Source organism: Legionella bononiensis, from assembly GCF_016786215.1.
GTDB classification, from domain to species: domain Bacteria; phylum Pseudomonadota; class Gammaproteobacteria; order Legionellales; family Legionellaceae; genus Legionella; species Legionella bononiensis.
In genome coordinates this window covers 586,285-608,267 of the sequence record NZ_JADOBG010000022.1, presented here as the reverse complement: position 1 = coordinate 608,267, position 21,983 = coordinate 586,285, and the positions used below count along the sequence as shown (strand labels likewise).

Genomic DNA, 21,983 nt, shown 5'->3' with positions numbered 1-21,983 from the left:
GCCTTTTAAAGCAATAACTCTTATAAATTGGCAAGCCTCGGTTTGTATGTCCTTTGTGCATTTCTTCAAAACATTGGTGGGTATTGGTGATTAACGTTGTCAAATGATTTACATTAACTTATAATGATCATCTTTTTACCATATAGATACTAAGAAGGTCAGCATGCCTCATTTGGAAACTCCTGCGCAACTTGCCACTCACCCTATAGCACACCGAATTCCCTGGAAGATATGGGAAAAAGAATTTAATTATCAAGCAAGTAGTTCAGAATTAAAGTACATGAATTTCGATTTTGGCAGATTTTTACGATATGTGAATAAATCGTACAAACCTTATAAAGCCATGTTGTGTATGTTGGTAGGGCATAAAGAGGCATCACTTGAAGAATTGTTACCTGTGCTCTTGAATGTTAAAAAAAAGTATTTGGAATCAATGCTCAAGGCGTTGTTAGTAGCGGGACGAACAGACATTCTGGAGAGCTATATCAAGCACCCTGATGTCAACATCCATCCACGAGTCTTGCAACACTTTTGGACTCAAGGATGTGTCATTGCTGCACGATACGATAATCATTCTTTCATGCAGTTTATGGAACAGTGCTTAACACCCGAACAGTGGTGGATCGCGATTGAATCCAATGATTTTGCAGTGTATATCGAAGCAGCAGCAAATGGTCACACGGCTTTTCTGCACTATCTTGAAGAGCACGAACACCCTATTAACCGCCGTGTGGCTGTACTGGCCCAGAGTTGTCGGGCATTCAAAGAAGCGTTATCAAATGGGCATATTGGGACAATACGTCATCTGAATTCCCTGATGCCGCAGACATACAGGAGTGAAGCGCTCACAGCGGATGACTTTGGCGCTCTGCTACAAGCGGCGGCAAACGGCCATACCTCTACCCTGGAATATGCTGAGCAATGGATGACGGAAGAGCAAATCATAAGTATGGTTCAGACCAATCAATTTGAGGCGTACCGAAAAGCAGCTGCCAATGGACATGTGGATACCTTGCGATACCTGGAAGGTCGAATGCGCCCTGAAGATGTCAATATCGCGATTCTGGCAAATAACTTTGAGGCCTATCGAAAGGCCGCCGCAAAAGGGTGTATCGACACCTTGCAGCACCTTGAGTCGCACATGACGAAACAACAGATCACAGCTGCAGTTGTCGCAGATTACTATCAAGCATATCGCGGAGCTGCTTTAAACGGCCATGTCGCTACCATGCAGTATCTGGAGCCACTGATGCCCTATGGACGAAAGCATGCTGCATTACGAGCTAACCAATATGAGTTGGTGCGAGTCGCGGCGAACAGGCGCGATGTCCTGACGCTCGAGCAGTTACAAACAGGGTTAGAAGACCGTGTTTGGAGAGAAGCGCTGAGTGTAGGTGGTTACGGAGTATATGGCCAGGCTGCAGAACGGGGTGATATGGCCACCCTGCACTATTTGGAACGTTGCATGACTGCGGAACAAATAAATGTAGCGATGTCAATGTCTAACTATGAAGGCGAGGGTTGCACACCTTATATCCGCGCCATCAGAAATGGTCATTTGGAGATGGTGCAGCACCTCGAATCCCGGATGACCTCTGAACAAGTATTCGAGGCCTGTCAATCCAGAGACTTTAACCCTTTTGTCCTTACGGACGATATTAATATACTCAAACACTTGGAATCAAAGATGTCCAAGGTACAAATCTACAGTATTCTAAGTGCAGACTCATGGTCAGCATATCAAGAAGCCTTGAGTGGTCAAAAAATCCACATTACAGAGTACATCGAAACCTATATGTCTGTTGATGAAATTAAGCAGCAGTTAAGGGCACGAGATTATAACGTATATCATTATGCAATAGGTTCTGGTTGCCTTTCAAACCTCAAGCACATAGAACAATATCTTAATAAAGAAGAAATTCAGGAAGTGCTTCGAAAAAATAACTACGAAAAATACAATTGTGCCATATCCTGCGGTAATATTGAAATCCCGAAATACTTTGAAGAACACTTTCTATCGCGTGAAGAAATTAGTCTTCGACTTAGAGCGAATAAGTATGTATCAATCCTAAGAGCTCTATCAACAAATGATATTGCACTCGCTGAGTACCTTAAAGGCTTTGTGACCCCTGAAGAAATAGATGAAGCGATCCGGAGTAAACGCCTTGAAGAATGGGAATATGCTATTCGCTACAATCACTGTGAATTCCAGGAGCTCGTTGAAGGCTTCATGACTCTTGATGAAATGAAGCAGGTACTTCAGAAAAACGATTTTCGTGTATTCAAAGAAATTGCCACAAATGGCCATATCGAAACACTCCAGCATTTGTTTAAAATAATGCCTTCAGATTTCATGGAGGCAGCACCGCAGTCGAATCACTATGAAGTATACCAAAATGCTCTTAATATGCGGAAGTTTGATACCTTGCGTTACCTTGAGTCTTACATGTCTGGTACACAAATCCGTGCCGCGATTTTGGGTAATAATTATCGTACTTATTTTAGGTCCATGCGACATCCCGAAACCGCGCATTATGTGGAAAGACGATTAAAGCAACTGGGATATCCCCCGATTCCTGACCAGGTTATCGCCGATAAATACATTGATGCTGCGGCAGATGGCGATACATCAATCCTGCGGCACCTGGAACGCTCGATGACGCCAGAGTTTTTGAACACCGTACTCCGATGCCTTTGCGGAATTGACGATTTTGAGGTGTTATTCAACGCTGAGATTTTTAGTGAATTTCGCCTCACCCGCTGTGCCAAAAGACATCCCGATACATTGTGGCATCTTCTGCACCATCCGACATTCATGGATTGGGCGCTCTTGCATCAGGCGGAGTGTGGTGATGTATTGCCGGTATTTTTGTACGAGTGTTGTGAGGTATGGCAAGCAGAAGCAAGAGCCTTAACCGAGAGTAATCCAAACGAAGTCTTTATGCTGGATGAGGCGAACACCGCTTTTGCTTTGCGAGTGGCAATCGGACTTACTCGACATAACTGGCCCGCATCGCAACATTTTCTGCAATTTTTACTGCGTATTCCCAGTGTGGCCGCCCAGGCACATGCTGTAGTTCGCGATGAGGAAAACGCGCTCTTGCGCGCAGCGATTCGTCATGAAAACCAGAGGGCGATTCAACTGCTCATGGAAATACCGCAGGTGTATGAATTGGCGCAAGCCCATAATTTTTATGCAGATGACATTTCAGGCAATGTGGACTTACGAGCCATAGCACAGGATAGGGAATCGTCCCTGCGTGCCTTGACACCCTTGGAGAAACGTCGCTTATCCCGCCTTCAAAAACACTACGTGCAGAAGATTTTTGGAGGCGAGGACAAAATAGATCCCATCAGAGTAAACCAGTTATTGGAAGAGCTGCGTGATTACCTGCGCAAATGTTATGAAGCCAAACCAGCTCGCATCACTCTTAATGGCAAGGATCTGATCCTGCCACTGTCATGGGATGCGTTTCAGCGACTTGACCTTACCGGTGAGGCGCGCGCAAGCGCATTGAGGGCGTATTACACACACACTGTGCATACCGCGCTTCGCTGGATACTAAAACCCAACCCATGGATGGCGGTTAATGCGTCATTTGCTGAGAATAATCCGCGGGCAGGATTGGGTTATTCTTCCTTTGAAGGATACAGCAAAGAGATCGTTCTTCTTTGGGCAGCAGCAACGGACGCAACGGCGGCACCTACTGAAGGACATACTCTCCATGGCCGGATGTTTCATTTTATCACTGAGCTTGCCCTCATCAATCGCGCCCATAATTGGGATAAAAAACGTCCTGCAAAACGCCTTGACGGTACTGAGTTTATGGAGCAATACGATGATCTCGAAGGCGACAAGCCCAGCTGTTTTTCAGGCGGCTTACGTCGTATTTTTCAATCAATTACTGCACATCCCCTGATGCGTGCACTTGGAACAGAGCTTCTTGATGCAGAACTTCGTGACTTCGCAAGAGCGCATTTTTCTTCCCGAATCACACCTCAGAACCTGCAGCAACTCCGTGGCATAGCGGAAGCGCTGGTAGATTTGAAAGAATTAAGTGATCAGCAGATAGAAACTGTTCGTAGACTGGACATTTCTGAGCAGGAATTCAATACGTTTATAGAGAAACTGTCTGAAAAATATAAAATGGAATGGAAACCATGCCATGAGGCGTATCTGAAAGAGCGTATTGCGCCTAGAAAAGGTGCCTCCTATCATGTCACTCGACTGTGGAGTCTTGTCGATTTTGCACAGCTTCTCGAATCGCAAAAATTATCAGTCACTACAACGGCATCGACATCCGGTTTCTTTGCTGCAACCAGTGGGGCTGCTGCTTCCTCCTCAGTTCCAGTGAGCGACGACAGAGCAAAGCGCGATCGTCCTGAAGAAGATTCCGAGGAACAGGAATCAGAATTATCTCAAACGCAAAAGCGCTCTCGTCACTCTTAAAAACTGTCTGCCAACCAGGAAGAATTGGTCTTCTTCCTGGTTGGCAGACGTTTTGTTTCGTTGCCGATAGTGTTCTTCAAAACAGTTAGTACCCATTTGTATGGGCACCTTAAGCGTAACACTTGGGGATTTCGTCATTTGAACAGTCTGTTAATGAGCATCATCCCAATTAGCGCCTGTTCCTATTGAAACCAGTAAGGGAACAGAAAGCTCAACCGTATGCTCCATGAGATTATGGATTATTTTAGTGCATGACTCGACTTCTTCATGACGCACTTCAAAAACCAGTTCATCATGTACCTGCATGATCATGCGGGCTGGAGGGTTGATTTGTGAATTTTGCCAGTTTGCTACGGCAAGCATGGTTTTTTTTATGATGTCTGCAGCTGTACCCTGCATGGGTGCATTGATTGCCATACGCTCTGCAGCTTTTTGCCGCATCATATTACGGGCATTAATTTCAGGCAAATAGAGTCGTCTTCCAAATAAAGTTTCAACATAACCCAGTTGATGAGCCTGTTTTCGAGTTCGTTCCATATATTCGAGGACACCAGGGTAACGTTGAAAGTAGGTATCGATGTAATGTTGAGCATCCTGACGATCAACGCCAATTTGTTTGGCCAGACCAAAAGCGGACATCCCGTAAATCAAACCAAAATTAACGGCTTTCGATTTCCTTCGTTGTTCTGAAGTGACTTGATCGAGTGGTGTTTGAAAAATCTCACTGGCGGTTGCGGCATGTATGTCCCATCCATTGGCAAAAGCCTTCAGTAAATTCGGATCTTGCGAGAGGTGGGCCATAATTCTTAACTCAATTTGAGAATAATCAGCAGCAAGAATGACGCAGCCTGGTGGCGCAATAAATGCCGTTCGAATTAGCCGGCCTTCTTCACTCCGAATGGGTATATTTTGCAAATTGGGTTCGCTGGAGGATAATCGTCCAGTTGCAGCGACAGCCTGGTTGTAAGAGGTATGAACTCGATGAGTTATCGGGTTTATTTTTTTAGGTAAGGCATCAATATAGGTTGATACCAATTTGGTTAGACCGCGATACTCCAAAATGACTGCAGCAAGCCTGAAATCAAAAGCCAGTTCCTGCAAAACAGATTCCGCAGTCGACGGTTGTCCGGTTGGCGTTTTTGCTATAACCGGTAATTTGAGCTCATCAAATAAAATTTCCTGTAATTGCTTCGGAGAATTGAGGTTAAAGGGTCTTCCAGCTAATTGAAGCGCTTCGTTTTCCAATTCGCCAATCCGTTCTTTTAACCGATTCCCATGAGTTTTCAGGGTTATTGGATCGATTAAAACCCCATATCGTTCCATGTCCGCAAGTACGGTGAGCAAGGGCATTTCAATAGTCTGTAATACTTCTCTTAATGGTTCATCCATCATGGGGTATAGTTTATGATGAAGTTGTAACGTGATGTCCGCGTCTTCAGCGGCATAAATTCCTGCTTTGGCTACAGGTATTTGGTCAAACCTTAACTGTTTCGCCCCTTTTCCGGCAATTTCTTCAAAACTGATGGTTTTAACGCCTAAATATTTTAAGGCTAAAGTATCCATATCATGCCGTCCAGCACTGCTATTGAGTACATACGACTCGAGCATGGTGTCGTAAGCTATTCCTTTTAAGGTAATTCCATGATTCTTAAACACCCCGTAATCATACTTTATATTCTGTCCAATTTTTTTAATATCAGGATTTTCTAGGATGGGTTTTAGGGCGGTTAATACTTCTTCTCGTTCCAGTTGAGGGCTACCGTCTGTATGTATTAACGGAATGTAAACTCCCTTTCCTTCTTCAATTGCCATAGAGACGCCAACAATTTCTGCCACCATGACATCAAGGCTGGTTGTTTCAGTGTCTACTGAAAAAACAGGGCATTGTTCTAATTTATTTAACCAGTGGTTCAATTGCTGATTGGTTGTGATGATTTCATAAGATGTATATGAAGTATTCGGTTCATCCGTCGGAGCTGGTTGATTTTCTTCCTGTCCTAACAATTCTTTAAGCCAGTTTTTGAATTCCAATTCTCGAGTGAGTTCGATTAACTGTTCTTTGTCTGCCGGTTTTGGTTTTAAATCATCCAGGGTTAAGGGAAGTTCCAAATCTGTTTTTATGGTGACCAGTTTTTTGGATAAAGCCAAGTGAGGGATACAGGCACGTAAATGCTCTCCTATTTTACCACCAATAGCCTCTGCATGATGAATCAGGTTATCCAGAGTTTTGTATTCCTCTAACCATTTAACCGCGGTTTTGGGGCCACATTTGGTCACACCAGGTACGTTATCTACTGAGTCACCAACAAGCGTGAGATAATCAATAATTTGCTCGGGAGTTACGCCAAATTTTTCTTTAACGCCGGCAACGTCCATGCTGTAATTGCTCATGGTATTAATCAGAGAAACATGTTCATTGACTAATTGAGCCATATCCTTATCCCCAGTCGATATGACAACGGGTAAACCAAGTTGTGTTGCCTGATGCGCTAAAGTACCGATAACATCATCTGCTTCAACCCCATCCACAATCAACAAAGGTAAACCCATGGCCTGTAAGAGCTGGATTAAAGGTTGAAATTGAGAACTTAGTTCTACTGGCATGGGGGGTCTGTGTGCTTTGTATTCAGGATACCATTCATCTCGGAATGTTTTTCCTTTCGCATCAAAAACCACCGCCAGTTCTTCAGGTTGGTAGTCCTTTATCAGTTTTTTTATCATGTTGGCTACCCCATAGACTGCTCCAGTGGGTTGGCCTTTAGAATTCGTTAAAGGGGGTAAGGCATGAAATGCCCGAAAAAAATAGGATGATCCATCAATCAGTATTAACGGGGCTTTCATATTTATTCTGCCTCTTGTTGGGCTAATCGCTTATTCAGCAATGCAACCTGTTCGGTCAGTGTTTTTATATTTTTACGCATCAAAGGGATACGATTTACCGATAACTCATGTTTTATTGCCAAATCTTTGGGACGGGCCGGATTACCTAAATAAATGGTTCCTTCTTTTAAATGTTTATTTGGGGGTACACCTGTCCTGGCTCCCAGGATTACTCCATCATCAATACGGACATGATCACTCACGCCGACATTAGCCGCAAATATGACATTATTACCTGTTGTGGTACTTCCAGCGACGCCAGTAAAACCACATAAAATATTATGTTTGCCCAATTTTACCGAGTGTGCGACCTGGACCAGATTATCGATTTTAGTCCCCTGGCCGATGACGGTTGCGCCCATTGTGGCTCTGTCCACAGCGGTATTGGCACCTATTTCCACATTGTCTTCAATGATAACCTTACCTAAATGAGGTACTTTAAGGTGTTGTCCATCCACAAAAGTATAACCAAATCCATCTGAGCCAATTACGGTTGATGCGTGAATTGTTACCCCTGAGCCTATCTGGGTATTATCATATACCGTTACATGAGCGTGTATGGTGGTGTTATCTCCCATGATGACATCATGGCCAATGTGTATGTGGCTTTTCAGAGTGCAGTTGTTACCTATCGTGCTTCCCGATTCAATCACGACGTAAGGGCCTATAGACACACCCTCTCCCAGTTGCACTCCTTCACCTATGACGGCAGTTGGATGAATGCCGGCAATTGTTTTTTTGGGGGGATTAAAATGATTGAGTAATTTAATAAAGGCTTTGAAGGGATGAAGAACCTGTATCAGTGGTTTATTGGATTTAATTGTTGATTGTCCTACCAATATGGCTGCTGCTTCAGACAGTTCAGCTAATTTAATATTGTCTTCACCTTCAGCAAAAACTAATGAACCGGGAGTAATATGATCTATGGGGGATAAGGCGGAAATTATTATTGAGTCATTACCTATCACAACTCCTTGAACCAGATTTGCTATATCACAAAGGGAGGTATTCATTCATTAACCTTTTTATTCTGCAAAATAGGTCGATTATATACCCCTTACTCTTCATTTTCGAGTTAATACGGATAGAAATGAGAACTGTTCCATTTGTCTGTGACTGAATGATTTAGATTTCAATAGAAAAAAATAGTTAAATAAGGTATAAAAACAGATAATTACTAGTTCATTCATTTTTTATTTGAGCTTCACTGGATGACTAATTTGAAATCAAAAGGATGGGATATGTTAAAAAGAATACTGATCGCCGGGCTTGGTGCTTCCTTTTCAATGAGTGTTTCTGCTGCAGAATTGGTTTATGAAGAAGAAATACCGGTACTTTGGTCATCGATAATTACTTTAAGTGGTGGTCCATCCTGGTCAGCTCCCGGGCAAAGTCAATATTTGTATCCCGAACCCATTCCGCGTTTTGATCATTATACCTACAATTCAAAGACCGGTGTGATGGCAAACGCAGAAATCTTCTTTGGATTGCAACGCATGGTTCGACCCAACATCCTCGGTGAATTGGGACTGGGTGTCGCAGGTGCCAGTGATGCCAAGATTACTGGTGTGGTTAATGTTGATGGTATTCCGGATTTGTATTCATTTCAGTATAAAGTAAATCATGTTCGGGTTGAAATGAAAGGCAGACTCATAGGAAATTTAATCCAGCCTGTTCAACCTTATATCAGTGGTAGTTTTGGCGCTGGATTTAATAACTCCCATGGGTTTAACTCACTCTCAGTCAGTCCTTATTTATACCCGTCGCCTTGGTTTGTTGACAATACAACCGTTGCATTTTCTTATACTCTGGGAGCGGGCGTGCAATTAATGCTGAATCCTAACTGGCAAGTTGCCGTAGGATATGAATGGGGTGATTGGGGTAAAAGCTATTTGGGTGGTGATGGAGATACGATAACCAAAGGACCACGGTTAACCCATTTATATACTAATGAATTATTGTTTAGCTTAAGTTATTTATTTACTTAGTCTTCTTTCAAGATTCCTTATTTGTGACTAAGATTCAGGGCTTGTCCACGGGCTCCATTAATCTTTTAGCATCACTGAATCCTGTGGACAAGCCACAGGACGTCGAGTTTACGAGATGTGCAAATATTTAAATTATTCGGCGCTCTAGCCTCTGTATTTACGCAGCACTAATGCTGCGTTTGCTCCACCAAAAGCGAAATGATTGGATAATGCTATGTCTATCGCTTTGGGTCGAGATACATTGGGTACATAATCCAGATCGCAAGCAGGATCGGGAGTATTCAAGTTGATGGTGGGTAAAAGCATGTCGTTTTGCAGACACAAAGTTGTGGCTATAATTTCCATGGCGCCAGCAGCACCAATAGTATGACCGGTCATGGCTTTTTGAGCCGTGATTGGGATTTCGTACGCCTTTTTTCCAAAAACAGATTTAATCGTTTCCGTTTCAGTACTGTCATTTAACTGGGTACCTGTACCATGAGCATTGATGTAATGAACATCATTGATCGATAATTTTGCATCGTTTAACGCAGCAGCGATTGCTCGTGATTGACCTTGAGAATTAGGTGCTGTGACGTGAAACGCATCGCAGCTGGCACCAAAGCCAATAATTTCAGCGAGAATTTTTGCTCCCCTCGCTTTAGCTTGCTGCAGTTCTTCCAGAACCAGTACGCCGGCACCATCGGCCATTACCATTCCATCTCGATTGAAATCAAAGGGACGACTGGCTTGAGTTGGGTTTTCATTGTTAGTGGACATGACGCGAAGTTTACACCATCCAGCCATTACCGACTCCCAAATCAGAGATTCAGTACCACCACAAAGAGCTGTAGAAATATTGCCCTGGGAAATTTGTTGGTATGCAGTGCCAATAGCTTCGCCAGAAGAAACACAGGCGTTGGAAATGGTCGAATTGGGTCCGCCAATACCGAAGGCTATGGCTATATGATTGGCAACAGAGTTAGGCATACCTCTTATCACACTGAGGGGAGGAATTTTTTTCCAGCTTTCAGTAAAAAATGCTTTATAGCCTACTTCCAACTCTGGGTGACCACCAAGGCTTGTACCGATGTAGGTTCCTGCTGATGCAAGATCCTGTGTCGTAAGCCCAGCTTGTTGAATCGCGTTATGAGCACAATACAAGGCATACTGAGCTGCTTTGGGATAACGTTTGCTTTTATTAAACTCTGGAAGATTATCAAGTGATAAATCGGTAATTTCACCAGCAATTTGAGTTGTATAAGGCGAAGGATCATAGGCTTGTATTCGTTTGATACCACAAAGACCCTGGATTGCGGCATTCCAAAATTTATCAATTCCAGTTCCTATGGAAGAAGTAATTTCCATGCCCGTGATAACAACCCTTTTTTTCATTAATGGTCCTTTTTGTTCAATAAATAACGCCTTCCTTTAGGCAGACATCAGCAATACTAAAGGCGAGGTTTAAATAATGTCAAGTTCTAATTAATATATGTTTCAGTAGACCTGTACTGGCGGTAATGGACGAGGCCTAGTATGACAGTAAAACTGATGCCACCAGTTTCAATGTTGTTGAGTATTTGACTATCAAAAGACGCTAATGAGTGACGTATTAAAAGGATTCATGAATGGGAACGCAGAACACTGAATCACTCTATAGTTTTTGTAATTGCTTCAGGTTTATTTCCCAGTAGTCACAAGCATTTTGTATCAGAAAACCAAGTCTGGAATACAAGTTAAGCGCTTTAAGATTATGGGTTTCCACATCCAGATTAAGATGAGGTTTCCCTTCAATTAATGCCAGATTGATGCAATAAGTGATTAATGAGGTTCCTAATCCTTTACCTTGATAAGCGGGTAAAATGGCGATATCGGAAAGAGTAGCTCCATTATCCTGCCAGCGCAGATGCGCTTTTCCAATGGGTTTGTTATTTTTTATAGCAATTACGATTTGGTATTCTCTTCCTTCAATTAAATGCTGGAATCGTTCAACCGAGTCAACGTAATGTTTTGGAAAGCAGACTTTATCGATGGCCGATAGAATGGGGATATCATTCATGTTGGCTTTACGAAACGTCAAGGATTTATTGTTATCAAGTAACGGATTTAACTCTTCTCGCTCCATGTAGTATTCACTATGAAGGTAGGTAAATCCCTTCGCAAGTAACCAGTTATCGTTAAGATGAGAGGGGCTTGAGAAAATTAATCTATGAAACTCATGGTATTCAATAAGAGGTATTATTGATGCGATGAGTTCCCTGGCTATTCCTTGTTTGCGTTCTGAAGGTTTTACCATGAGTGCGATTTCAACAGCGTCCTCATAAAAGAAATAAGCACTTAAGAATCCGATTAATTGTTCTTTTTTATAATAAAGCAAGCTGGCTGGTAATGAACGGACTTGGCTTAAAATATGAGTATAAGTATTGGGGATGCTCCCGTCAGATTTTTTACAAACAGCCATTAACTCCTCGAGTTCCTTGAGTTGTTGCGTATTAAGTTGGTTTATATTAGTAATCATAGTGGTACTTTATAATTCATATTTATTATTGCTAAGATTAGCGTGTTTTATCAAGAATTGCTTATTTTTTAGAAAAAAGTTTGAGATAAGCACCATAACCCCTTTGTGCCATTTGATCCTTGGGAATAAACTCTAAAGAAGCAGAATTGATGCAGTAACGGAGTCCACCAGGTTGCGGGCCGTCAGTAAAAAGATCCCCTAAATGAGAGTCGCCATTCTTTGATTTTACTTCAGTACGTACAAAGAACAGATAATGTCTGCCTGTATGCAAAGTAATAAATTGCATGTCGATTGGCTTGGTAAAACTTGGCCAGCCAGTTCCTGAGGAAAATTTATCAGTAGAACTAAATAAGGGTTCACCTGATACGATATCGACATAGATTCCTTCGGCTTCATTATTCCAATACGCGTTTTTGAATGGCGGTTCAGTTGCGCCTTCCTGAGTCACCTCATATTGCAAGGGGGTGAGTTGCTTCAGTTTTTGTTCTTTATCAAATGCAGGGTACGCTTGAGCTAGAACACTGATGCAACAAAAGCAGACGATAGTACTGTATTTAATGGGGTTCATGAGACCATACCTCTTCTACTCGAGCATCCCGGCCGCAACGGTAACGATAGTATTTATAGCGTATCGGATTTTTTTGATAATAATTCTGATGGTATTCTTCAGCAGGATAAAATTGAGTCGAAGGTACTATCTCGGTATAGATTTTCGGAACTGTATGCATCAGTGAGTTTTTGACTGCTTCAGCCACAGTTTTTTGCTCATTATTTAAATAGAAAACAGCACTACGGTATTGATGACCTTGATCACAAAATTGCCCATCTTTGGTAGTTGGATCAATGTGTCTGAAAAAATAGTCAACTAATTGCTTATAGCTGACTTTATTAGAGTCAAACTCTACAAGGACTGATTCTGCGTAATTAGTTCCTCCGGCAGATACCTGTTCATAGGTCGGATTTTTAATGGTATCTCCATCATATCCAGAAGTTGTCGAGATGACTCCAGGAAGATGATCAAAATCAGCTTCCATGCACCAAAAACAACCTCCGGCAAAAATCGCCTGTTCGGTTTTGCCAAAACTCGAGATTGCTGTGAGGAACAGGATGCAGGCAACACCTGAACGAATGAAGGGATTTTTCATGTTGATCCGCTCTCTTGAAGTATCTGGGTGATACTATGTCAATGTATTTAGTTTAGTACAAATCAACTGGCAGTATTACTGTTTTTTTTAAATTCCATCATTCGAATCAATGCTGTAAAGCAAACCAAAATACAAAATAGCCATGCTAAAGGATTAAAATATCCAGGGTATAAGGTCATGACAATAAAGAAAATAAATGCTTCAGCTCGCTCCATTAATCCTGGGCTGTAATGAAAACTTTTATGTGTGGTGTTGTTGGTGAAAATGCCTACAACCAGAAAGCTGGTAATACACAGCAAGATACTGCCTAACATTAAAATAGCAGAAAAGGCATTTTGAATTGGATTCACCAGATAAAATGCAAAAATCACTGCAAATTCAACGGTTCGGTCAATAATGATGTCCATTGCTGAGCCAAAGTCGGTTGATTTCCCTTGAAAGCGAGCTATTGAGCCATCAAGTGTATCTAAATATCCTGAGATTAAGAGACAGCTAATTGCTAAAAACGGTTTATTTAATAAAAGACAAGGAATAAATAATAAACCAAAAAAGCCAGATAACCAGGTAATTGATAATGGCGTTATTCGATTATTTAAACGACAGACTAGAGGATCAACCAAAACACGTTGATAATGATGTCTTAATGATTGTTCTAACATAATGGTTCCCTTAAACTTTAATAGAATCCGGTCTTACAAATAACATTCAATCTCTTTATTAAAAATTTAAATAAGGAAATTCATTCTTCAGAAGATGTACTACTTTATCCAGGTAACTCTTGCTCTTGATAATTAGAAGTAAAGTATCGTCACCGGCAATAGTTCCCAAAATTCCTGAATCTTTATTTTCAAATGAATGATAATCCACATATTTTTGATCGATGTAATAGCCAATGCTGTTCGCGTTACCTGGTTCTGTATGCAATACAATGAGTCCATATTCAGAAATATTAATGCCAAGTATCATGGGTAAATTAGACGATTTAAAATCAACAACCTTATACACTCCGGAAACTTTGGCAATATTCAATTTTTTTAAACGTCGCGATAAAGTCGCCTGAGGAACATCATAACCTCTGGCTTTTAAATACTGTTGCAACTCCATCTGTTCCGCAATTTTACTGCTTTGAACAATAGTTAAAATATGCCCATCCAATACGGCATCACGCGACATAAAACCTCCCCTTAAAATTTGGATATGCAATCAATTGTTTGAAATTATATCCATTAAGCCTTGACAAGGCAATCCAGGATCCATATAGTGAATAAATGGATATAAATTGGATATAAATGCATTATGAATAAATTACTTTACGCTGTTTTAATATGCTTTACCCTTATTGTTACTGGGTGTGACGGGGAAAATGAGACTCAGGTCCTAAATGTTGCTACTTCAGCAGAATATCCACCATTTGAATACTCTGATCAAGGTGAAATCAAAGGTTTTGATATTGATCTGGCTCGCTTGGTCGCCAAAGAGTTAGGAAAAAAGGCGGTGTTTCATGACATGCAATTCAGCAGTATTTTACCGGCTGTTTTGTCAGGGCAAGCCGATTTTGCTATCTCAACCATCACCATTACTAAAGAACGAAAAAAGAATCTGGATTTTAGTACACCTTATTATTTTGAAGGCATGGCTGCAGTATTTAAGACTGGGCAATCAATGAATTCGCTATCTGTACTGCATGATAAGAAAATAGCGTGTCAGTTGGGAACCACAATGGAAATCTGGGCGAAAAAGCAGGTACCAAGCGCAGAGCTTGTCCTTATGGATAATAATAATCAGGCTGTAGAAGCGCTTAAGGCCGGGCATGTTGATGTGGTGATTATGGATGGCGCGCAAGCCCCCATTTTCAGTAAGAACAATCCAGGATTGGCTTATGTATTGATTGCACAATCTGAGGATGGATACGCCTTGGCGCTACCCAAGAACTCATTGTTAACACCGGAAGTGAACCAGGCGTTAAAAAATCTGGAGGCAAAAGGAGAAATTCAAAAATTAAAAACTAAATGGTTGGAGAATGACGCATGGAACAAATAAGTGAATACATCCTGTATATTGACTCCGGCATGGTTCTGACTTTGAAGCTTCTGGCAGGAGGACTGCTTACCGGTTTAGTGCTTGGAACCGTGCTGGCCATATTACGATACAACGGTATAGGCAAAGGATTAATCACCCAGTTTATTTCTGTTATCAGAGGAACGCCCGTTATATTGCAATTGAGCTTTGTGTATTTTTCCATCCCGGGTCTTACCGGGTTCCGACCCGATATTTTAGCTGCAGGCATTCTGACCTTCGGTTTGAACAGTTCGGCCTATATTGCCGAAATTTTAAGGGCAGGTATTGAGCATTTACCAAAAGGGCAGTTTGAAGCCGCGGCAACCTTGAACGTATCTAATTTTTACTTATGGAAAGACATTATATTACCTCAGGTAATAAACAATATTCTGCCAGCGCTGATTAATGAAACCATAGCCTTAACCAAGGAAACGGCATTGATTTCTACTATAGGCGGTATGGATTTGATGCGTAAAGCGCAATCAGCGGCTTCAGAGCATTTTACTTATTTTTTACCTCTTTGTATTGCGGGTTGTTATTACTACGCCCTGGTTTTATTGATTGAATTTCTGGGTAAACGAATCGCCAAAGGAGGATCGCATGTTAACAATTGCTAATGCTTGCAAACAATTTGGTTTCAGTCCGGTTTTGAATAATATCAATCTGCAGGTTGAGAAACACACTATTCTGGGTCTGTCTGGTCCTTCAGGCAGTGGAAAATCAACTTTATTAAGATGCATCCAAAAACTGGAACATTTAGATTCAGGAGCAATTCACGTAGAAGGAAGCAGTGGATTCATGTTTCAGGATTTTCAGTTATTTCCTCATATGACGGTACTTAAAAATCTGACTTATGCCCCAGGCCTGCACAATAAAACACAGAACCATCAAGCACATGCCATGACTCTTTTGGAAACTCTCGGTATTGCAGATAAGGCTGGAGAGTACCCATTTCAGTTATCTGGCGGACAAAAACAACGTGTGGCTCTGGCACGAAGTTTAATGATGCAGCCCGCCGTACTGCTTTGCGATGAGCCTACATCTGGTCTGGATTCGATCATGATAGAGGAGGTCATCATGCTTTTGAAAAAAGTGAACACTATGGGGGTCACCATGATCATTGCCTCACATGACTTAGCTTTTCTGACACAGGTTACTGACCGGCTTGTGGTGCTTAAAAACGGGCGGCTTATCGCAGACATTAAGCCTGGAGAACTGGAACATCCTATCCATTATGTAAAACAAACATTAGCAGGAGTTGATTATGAAGCAAGCAATTAAAAAGATCGTTTTAGCCTATTCTGGCGGGCTTGATACCTCGGTAATGATTCCCTGGCTTAAGGAGCACTATCCTCTGGCGGAAATTGTTGCGGTGATTTGTGATTTGGGTCAGAGCGAAGATCTGGTAGCGATTAAACAAAAAGCTCTGAACAGTGGCGCGATAACTGTTTATGTTATTGATGTTCAGAACGAGTTTGTTACCGATTATTTATGGCCTTTGGTTAAATCAGGAGCGTTGTATGAGGATCAATACATCCTGGGTACTGTGTCCAGGCCATTAATCGCACAAAAACTGGTAGAAATTGCTACGTTAGAAGAGGCTGATGCTATTGCTCATGGCGCTACAGGTAAGGGAAATGATCAGGTGCGATTTGAATACACGATTAAAGCTCTGGCACCAGACATGCACATTATTGCTCCCTGGCGTTCCTGGGAAATTAAATCAAGGCAACAAGCGATAGATTATGCCAATTTGCATGGTATTGAGGTTCCTGTCACCCCAAAATCGCCCTATTCCAGAGATCATAATATTTGGTATATCTCTCATGAGGGTGGTGTCTTGGAAGATCCTGCTCAGGAACAACCCGATGATTTGCTCTTGATGACTACTCCAATAGAACAGACGCCTGATGAACCTGAATTCATCACGATAGAGTTTAAACAGGGTGAGCCGGTATCTTTAAATAATACTCCGATGCACCCAGTTGATTTGCTTCACTTGCTCAATCAAAAGGCCGGTGCACATGGGATAGGTGTTGCTGATATTGTAGAAAATCGATTGGTTGGCATGAAGATCAGGGGGGTTTATGAGGCACCGGCGGCAGCGGTTCTCTATAAGGCGCATCAGATGCTGGAAAGCCTTTGTCTGGATAGAGCGACTCTTAGCCTGAAGCAATCTTTGCAGGGGACCTATGCCAATCTGGTTTATGAAGGGCGTTGGTTCAGCCACGCGAAAAAAGCGCTGGACGCATTAATAGTGGTAACGCAGCAACATATTACAGGTACGGTAAAACTCAAGTTGTTTAAAGGCAATATGATTCCTTGTGGTATGCATTCACCCTATAGTCTTCATCAGCCAGCTCTCGCAACATTTGAAGAAGATACGGTATATAACCAACAGGATGCAGAAGGTTTTATTAATTTATTTTCCCTATCAGCACAAGTCTATGGCAAGGTTCATAAAGGAGAGCAGTATGAGCAATAAAACCTGGGGCGGTCGATTTAAAAAAAGCCTGGATCCATTAGCCAAAACGTTCAATGCTTCATTAGCTTTTGATCATGTTCTTTATTCTTATGACATTCTGGGCAGTCAGACTCATGCCAAAATGCTTGCGCGTCAGGGAATTATTCAATTAGAAGAGGCTCAGGCGATTTGTGTCGCTTTGGAAGAGATCAAAGGTGAGTTGAACAAAGGCGAGCACGTTCTGAATGATGAGTATGAAGACATTCATATGTTTATAGAACACCTGTTGATAGAGAAGATTGGTGAAACAGGTAAGAAATTGCATACTGGCCGAAGTCGAAATGATCAGGTCGCTCTTGATTTAAGACTCTATACTCGAGATGCGGCCTCTAAAATAATTGGTTTGTTGCACAGCGTCAGGGATGTACTCCAAAAACTGGCCATGAAACATGCTGATGACCGTATGCCAGGATATACTCATTTGCAACAGGCTCAGCCTATTTATTTGGGATGGGTTTTTGATGCGTATCTGTCCATGCTGGTACGAGATATAAGCCGATTTGAAGACATGAGAAATCGAATGAATTTCTCTCCATTAGGCGCAGGTGCATTGGCAGGCAGCAATTTGCCTCTGGATAGAAATTGGGTTGCCCAAACCTTGGGATTCAGCGGCATTATCAACAACACTCTGGATGCTGTGAGCGACCGCGATTTTATAATGGAATTTTGCAGTGCCGCTTCAATTTTGATGGTACATCTTTCTCGATTGGCTGAAGATTTAATTCTCTGGGCTACTCAGGAGTTTGGTTTTATTACTCTTGATGACGCTTTTGCAACCGGTTCATCCTTGATGCCAAATAAGAAGAATCCGGATATTCTTGAGTTGATCAGGGGTAAATCTGGCAGGGTCTTTGGACATTTACTCGGTATAGTAACCGTATTAAAAGGATTGCCTCTTGCTTATAACAAAGACTTGCAAGAAGACAAAGAAGGGCTATTTGATACCGTAAATACCTTAGTATCATGTCTTACTATTCTGCCCCCATTTTTGGAAAGCCTGCACTTTAATACTGAGTTGATGGAAAATAAGGCGAATAGTGGTTTTCTCAATGCCACCGCTGTGCTGGAAGCATTGATTATGCAGGGTATTCCGTTTCGAGATGCTCATCATCAGGTGGGGCAAATGGTCGCTGCGGCTTTGGAGAATCAGTGTACTCTGGAAGAGCTCAATTCGGATGTTATCGGTTTCTCCTTAAAACCAATAAAACCATTGAATCCGCAACAAAAGGATTCAGTTCAAATAAAACATGTCGTAACAGGAATGGAATTAGATGGTCAGGATATTCGGTTATTATTGGATAACGCCATCAGGATAAAAAAATATCCTCTTGAATTTTCGAATACATTGCTGGGCAAAAATTTGGCCATGATTTTTGAAAAACCTTCGTTCAGGACGCGATTGAGCTTTACTCTGGCAATGGAAAATATGGGAGGAACAGCGATTGAAAGTATCAGTAATTCACGAAAACATGAAGAACCTCGTGACTTGATTCGAGTGTTGAATGGATATTGTGATTTTGTCATGGTCAGGACTCATGATGACACGGTGCTGACTGAGATGGTGAATTATTCCAAAGTACCCGTTATCAATGGTTTATCGGCTTTGTATCATCCATGTCAGGCTCTGGCTGATCTCTTATCACTGCACGAGCATTTCGGCATCCTGGAAGGGTTAACAATCGCTTATGTTGGTGACGGCAACAATGTCCTGCATAGTTTATTGTTAATGGCTCCTTTGGTGGGAGTTAAAATTAATTATTGTTGTCCTGAAACTCGTCAGCCCAAAGACGAGATACTGAAACAATGTTCACCGTCTTTTGAGTCAATGATTAATTGCTATTCCACACCCGAGGAGGCGGTTCGTCATGCTGATGCGGTTTATACCGATGTATGGACCAGTATGGGCTTTGTTGCTCAGGATAATGAACATTGCTTTGCAGGTTTTCAAGTGAATGAGGCTTTGATGGCTCAGGCAAATTCTGGAGCCGTGTTTATGCACTGTATGCCCATGGAACGTGGAAAAGAGGTTGCAGATTCATTACCGGACCATTCCTGTTCCATCATATTTGCGCAAAGCGAGAATCGTTTGCACGTGCAAAAAGCGCTGCTTTTGTATCTAGGACAATGAGTATAACGATTTAAAAATCCGGTTGACGTTTTCTCGATCTCAGGGATAACGTGTGCCGGATTTATTAGGTAGTGATTATTTAACTAATTACAAAAAACACTACAAAAATCAGGCTTAAAATGATGACCAAGGGGTTTTGTTTTTGCCGGGTTAACAGTTTGAGTACACTATAAAGGATGATTCCTCCTCCAATGCCATTTGCAATCGAACCGGTGAAGGGAATCATCATGATTGTTAGCATGCATGGCGCGGTTTCACTGATATCGGGTAATTTCATATCAGTTAAATGCTTCATCATGCAGCATGCTACATACAATAAGGCTGGCCCTACAGCGAAACTGGGAATCATTTTGGCTAAAGGAAAAAAGAAGAGCATTAAGATAAATCCCGCCGCTATGACCAATGCGGTGATACCGGTTCTTCCTCCTGCTTCAATTCCGGTCGCTGATTCTATATACGGAGAAGTGCTGGCTGAACCCAGAAGACCTGCTAAAGAAGACGCAGCAGCATCCGCGGTTAAACTGTAACTTAAACGCTTGGGATAATCCTCTTCCTGTTTGAATACGGTAGGATTAAGCAGTCCTATTAGTGTTCCTGTGGCATCAAATATGGCGATCAGAAAAAAGGTAAAGATTGCTTTTAATGCGGTTACACTGGTAAGACCAGAAAAATCCAGTTTTAAAAGGGTGGGCTCCATAGAGGGCGGTAAGGCAACCAAGCCTTGCCAGGAAGTTAAACCAAGTATCAGGCTCAAAGCAGCGATACTCAGAATACCGATTATAATCGCGCCGGGGATGCGATAATAATCAAAAGCTAATATCAACAAAAATCCTAAGAAAAACAAGCCGATTTCCGGATTGTTGAGATTTCCAAGACGCATTAAACTGTGAGGATCGTCAATGACAATCTGATTGGTTTGTAAGGCAATTAACGCAATTAACAAGCTAATACCAATTAAAATCGCAATTTGTAAATTGTAAGGGATTGCTTCAATTAACAGTCGACGCAGACCAGTTAAGGTCACTAAAAGAAACAACAGTCCAGAGATGAACACCATGGCCAAAGCGTGCTGCCAATCAATCCCCATTCCCTGAACGACGCTATAAGAAAAATAAATATTTAAGGCCATGCCCGGGGCAACGCCAATGGGGGTATTGGCAATTAACCCAGTCAGTGCGCAGGCAAAGGCAGTAACTAAACAGGTCGCAGTAAATACAGCACCCTGATCCATACCTGCGTCATGTAAAATAGAGGGATTAACGAAGGCAATGTACACCATGGTGAGAAATGTTGTCATTCCTGCCAGAATTTCAGTTCTAAGGCTAGTTCCATCAAGATAATTGGATTTTGGAGTATTCATCTGGGGATTGATTGGTAGCAAAAGTTAATGCTACACAAATACAGGGGTGATTTGCAACTGAACTGATGCGGATTATGCTACAGACTGATGAGAGTCATTCTGCAGCGTGCATAAAAAACGATGGCGTCAGAATTTCAGCTTAAAAATGGAAGTTTGATATCAAGAGGACTATTTCTATTGCAATTAATACAATAATGATAATTTCCAGATTATGCCCATGGCGGTTTTCCAGATAACCATTAAACATATCAAAAATCTCATTGAGCGTATCCAACCTATGATTTATTGCATTAACCCTTCTTTGAATATGTAAATAGCGTTCAAGCATGGTGAAATGCTCTTCGAGGGTCGGATGTTGCCAAAAGTATTTTGGATGATAGAGAAAATTACTAATTAAATTCAATTCGCTCTTGGCGCCTAAAATCTCTCCTATAACCTGCTGGATTTGTTTCCGGCTAATAGGCATTTCACCTTTGTGAGACAAACTTTGAATCATTGGATTGTATTTTTCTATCAGAGCTTCAATGATGGTTTCAAAATATTGTAATTTCACCGATTGGGAAAAGCCGTAGGACAAACTGAGCTTCAGTTCATCGCTGTCATCCTCCATAGTCAAACAGTCCACATCAAAAAAATCATGGGGCTCGATTGCTGTCTTGTTGGTTATTTGATAATGGAATTCATCGTGAACTAATATAGCGACAGGCTTATCAATCAGCAGCTTAATGGTATTGAGATAGTCATTAATTTCATATCGTTTGATACCCCATGAAACTACCGTACCGTTTTTAAAAATAAAAACGGTGTGATCTTTATTATCACGAGGATTCAGTTTGAGTACATCTCGAGTTTTAACTGAACTGTATTCATTAGATAAATTTTTGAAGTGGTTGTCTAAACGCGCTAAGTCAATCGATTTGGCAACGCAAAAGCTTAAGCATTCCATGGTAATG

The 21,983-nt window shown here is 41.7% G+C and carries 17 protein-coding genes and 1 pseudogene; 8 read left to right on the top strand and 10 right to left on the bottom strand.

The features are described 5' to 3' along the window. The first annotated feature begins 163 nt into the window (after positions 1–163). A complete protein-coding gene (locus IZU94_RS16130; RefSeq protein WP_203113018.1) occupies positions 164–4,450 on the top strand; it encodes a hypothetical protein in 4,287 nt (1,428 codons plus the stop codon). Positions 4,451–4,600: 150 nt separating this feature from the next. Here IZU94_RS16130 and polA read toward each other — a convergent pair whose 3' ends face one another. Both polA and lpxD read right to left on the bottom strand, forming a co-directional pair. Then, a complete protein-coding gene (gene polA / locus IZU94_RS16125) occupies positions 4,601–7,291 on the bottom strand; it encodes a DNA polymerase I (RefSeq protein WP_203113016.1) in 2,691 nt (896 codons plus the stop codon). Positions 7,292–7,293: 2 nt separating this feature from the next. Further along, positions 7,294–8,343, bottom strand: coding sequence for a UDP-3-O-(3-hydroxymyristoyl)glucosamine N-acyltransferase (gene lpxD / locus IZU94_RS16120; RefSeq protein WP_203113013.1), 1,050 nt, complete (start codon positions 8,341–8,343; stop codon positions 7,294–7,296). Between the two features lie 228 nt (positions 8,344–8,571). Here lpxD and IZU94_RS16115 point away from each other — a divergent pair, with 228 nt between their 5' ends. Next, the gene (locus IZU94_RS16115) at positions 8,572–9,318 is read left to right on the top strand and encodes an outer membrane protein (RefSeq protein ID WP_203113010.1); all 747 of its coding nucleotides are present in this window, start codon (positions 8,572–8,574) and stop codon (positions 9,316–9,318) included. A 144-nt stretch (positions 9,319–9,462) separates the two neighbouring features. On the opposite strand, the gene IZU94_RS16110 is transcribed toward IZU94_RS16115, so the two are convergent. The 6 genes from IZU94_RS16110 to IZU94_RS16085 all read right to left on the bottom strand — a co-directional run bounded on the left by IZU94_RS16110 (position 9,463) and on the right by IZU94_RS16085 (position 14,133). Next, positions 9,463–10,692, bottom strand: coding sequence for a beta-ketoacyl-[acyl-carrier-protein] synthase family protein (locus tag IZU94_RS16110; protein ID WP_203113007.1), 1,230 nt, complete (start codon positions 10,690–10,692; stop codon positions 9,463–9,465). 259 nt (positions 10,693–10,951) lie between these two features. Then, positions 10,952–11,815, bottom strand: a complete 864-nt coding sequence (locus tag IZU94_RS16105) for a GNAT family N-acetyltransferase (protein ID WP_203113004.1) — start codon at positions 11,813–11,815, stop codon at positions 10,952–10,954. A gap of 61 nt (positions 11,816–11,876) precedes the next feature. Continuing rightward, entirely contained in the window at positions 11,877–12,383 is a 507-nt protein-coding gene (gene msrB / locus IZU94_RS16100; RefSeq protein WP_203113001.1) for a peptide-methionine (R)-S-oxide reductase MsrB, read from the bottom strand. Continuing rightward, positions 12,370–12,960, bottom strand: coding sequence for a peptide-methionine (S)-S-oxide reductase MsrA (msrA, locus tag IZU94_RS16095; protein WP_203112993.1), 591 nt, complete (start codon positions 12,958–12,960; stop codon positions 12,370–12,372). Before msrA ends, msrB begins: the two co-directional genes overlap by 14 nt. A 62-nt stretch (positions 12,961–13,022) precedes the next feature. Then, the gene (locus IZU94_RS16090; RefSeq protein WP_203112990.1) at positions 13,023–13,619 is read right to left on the bottom strand and encodes a CDP-alcohol phosphatidyltransferase family protein; all 597 of its coding nucleotides are present in this window, start codon (positions 13,617–13,619) and stop codon (positions 13,023–13,025) included. Between the two features lie 58 nt (positions 13,620–13,677). Further along, the gene (locus IZU94_RS16085; protein ID WP_203112987.1) at positions 13,678–14,133 is read right to left on the bottom strand and encodes an arginine repressor; all 456 of its coding nucleotides are present in this window, start codon (positions 14,131–14,133) and stop codon (positions 13,678–13,680) included. Between the two features lie 123 nt (positions 14,134–14,256). Between IZU94_RS16085 and IZU94_RS16080 the strand changes: the two genes are divergently transcribed. The 6 genes and pseudogenes from IZU94_RS16080 to argF all read left to right on the top strand — a co-directional run bounded on the left by IZU94_RS16080 (position 14,257) and on the right by argF (position 19,670). Beyond that, complete coding sequence (locus IZU94_RS16080; protein ID WP_203112984.1) at positions 14,257–15,000, top strand: ABC transporter substrate-binding protein; 744 nt, start codon at positions 14,257–14,259, stop codon at positions 14,998–15,000. Further along, entirely contained in the window at positions 14,988–15,635 is a 648-nt protein-coding gene (locus IZU94_RS16075; RefSeq protein WP_203112983.1) for an amino acid ABC transporter permease, read from the top strand. Before IZU94_RS16080 ends, IZU94_RS16075 begins: the two co-directional genes overlap by 13 nt. Next, positions 15,619–16,299, top strand: coding sequence for an amino acid ABC transporter ATP-binding protein (locus IZU94_RS16070; RefSeq protein WP_203112981.1), 681 nt, complete (start codon positions 15,619–15,621; stop codon positions 16,297–16,299). The genes IZU94_RS16075 and IZU94_RS16070 overlap by 17 nt, the downstream gene beginning before the upstream one ends. After that, on the top strand, positions 16,283–17,503 hold the full coding sequence (locus IZU94_RS16065; RefSeq protein WP_203112979.1) for an argininosuccinate synthase: 1,221 nt from the start codon (positions 16,283–16,285) through the stop codon (positions 17,501–17,503). The genes IZU94_RS16070 and IZU94_RS16065 overlap by 17 nt, the downstream gene beginning before the upstream one ends. After that, positions 17,493–18,713: pseudogene (argH, locus tag IZU94_RS18480) on the top strand (argininosuccinate lyase); the annotation flags it as partial. The gene IZU94_RS16065 and the pseudogene argH, both read left to right, overlap by 11 nt. Before the next feature lie 39 nt (positions 18,714–18,752). Further along, positions 18,753–19,670 (top strand): ornithine carbamoyltransferase, encoded by a 918-nt coding sequence (argF, locus tag IZU94_RS18475; protein ID WP_369411327.1) that lies wholly within the window; start codon positions 18,753–18,755, stop codon positions 19,668–19,670. A 79-nt stretch (positions 19,671–19,749) separates the two neighbouring features. On the opposite strand, the gene IZU94_RS16055 is transcribed toward argF, so the two are convergent. Both IZU94_RS16055 and IZU94_RS16050 read right to left on the bottom strand, forming a co-directional pair. Continuing rightward, positions 19,750–21,030, bottom strand: coding sequence for an NCS2 family permease (locus IZU94_RS16055; protein ID WP_203112977.1), 1,281 nt, complete (start codon positions 21,028–21,030; stop codon positions 19,750–19,752). A 139-nt stretch (positions 21,031–21,169) separates the two neighbouring features. Continuing rightward, complete coding sequence (locus IZU94_RS16050) at positions 21,170–21,976, bottom strand: RMD1 family protein (RefSeq protein WP_203112975.1); 807 nt, start codon at positions 21,974–21,976, stop codon at positions 21,170–21,172. Positions 21,977–21,983 lie beyond the last annotated feature (7 nt).

Excerpts from the sequence above, each read along its gene's own strand:
- IZU94_RS16130 (WP_203113018.1), top strand. The coding sequence starts at position 164 with ATGCCTCATTTGGAAACTCCTGCGCAACTTGCCACTCACCCTATAGCA.
- polA (WP_203113016.1), bottom strand. The coding sequence starts at position 7,291 with ATGAAAGCCCCGTTAATACTGATTGATGGATCATCCTATTTTTTTCGG.
- lpxD (WP_203113013.1), bottom strand. The coding sequence starts at position 8,343 with ATGAATACCTCCCTTTGTGATATAGCAAATCTGGTTCAAGGAGTTGTG.
- IZU94_RS16115 (WP_203113010.1), top strand. The coding sequence starts at position 8,572 with ATGTTAAAAAGAATACTGATCGCCGGGCTTGGTGCTTCCTTTTCAATG.
- IZU94_RS16110 (WP_203113007.1), bottom strand. The coding sequence starts at position 10,692 with ATGAAAAAAAGGGTTGTTATCACGGGCATGGAAATTACTTCTTCCATA.
- IZU94_RS16105 (WP_203113004.1), bottom strand. The coding sequence starts at position 11,815 with ATGATTACTAATATAAACCAACTTAATACGCAACAACTCAAGGAACTC.
- msrB (WP_203113001.1), bottom strand. The coding sequence starts at position 12,383 with ATGAACCCCATTAAATACAGTACTATCGTCTGCTTTTGTTGCATCAGT.
- msrA (WP_203112993.1), bottom strand. The coding sequence starts at position 12,960 with ATGAAAAATCCCTTCATTCGTTCAGGTGTTGCCTGCATCCTGTTCCTC.
- IZU94_RS16090 (WP_203112990.1), bottom strand. The coding sequence starts at position 13,619 with ATGTTAGAACAATCATTAAGACATCATTATCAACGTGTTTTGGTTGAT.
- IZU94_RS16085 (WP_203112987.1), bottom strand. The coding sequence starts at position 14,133 with ATGTCGCGTGATGCCGTATTGGATGGGCATATTTTAACTATTGTTCAA.
- IZU94_RS16080 (WP_203112984.1), top strand. The coding sequence starts at position 14,257 with ATGAATAAATTACTTTACGCTGTTTTAATATGCTTTACCCTTATTGTT.
- IZU94_RS16075 (WP_203112983.1), top strand. The coding sequence starts at position 14,988 with ATGGAACAAATAAGTGAATACATCCTGTATATTGACTCCGGCATGGTT.
- IZU94_RS16070 (WP_203112981.1), top strand. The coding sequence starts at position 15,619 with ATGTTAACAATTGCTAATGCTTGCAAACAATTTGGTTTCAGTCCGGTT.
- IZU94_RS16065 (WP_203112979.1), top strand. The coding sequence starts at position 16,283 with ATGAAGCAAGCAATTAAAAAGATCGTTTTAGCCTATTCTGGCGGGCTT.
- IZU94_RS16055 (WP_203112977.1), bottom strand. The coding sequence starts at position 21,030 with ATGAATACTCCAAAATCCAATTATCTTGATGGAACTAGCCTTAGAACT.
- IZU94_RS16050 (WP_203112975.1), bottom strand. The coding sequence starts at position 21,976 with ATGGAATGCTTAAGCTTTTGCGTTGCCAAATCGATTGACTTAGCGCGT.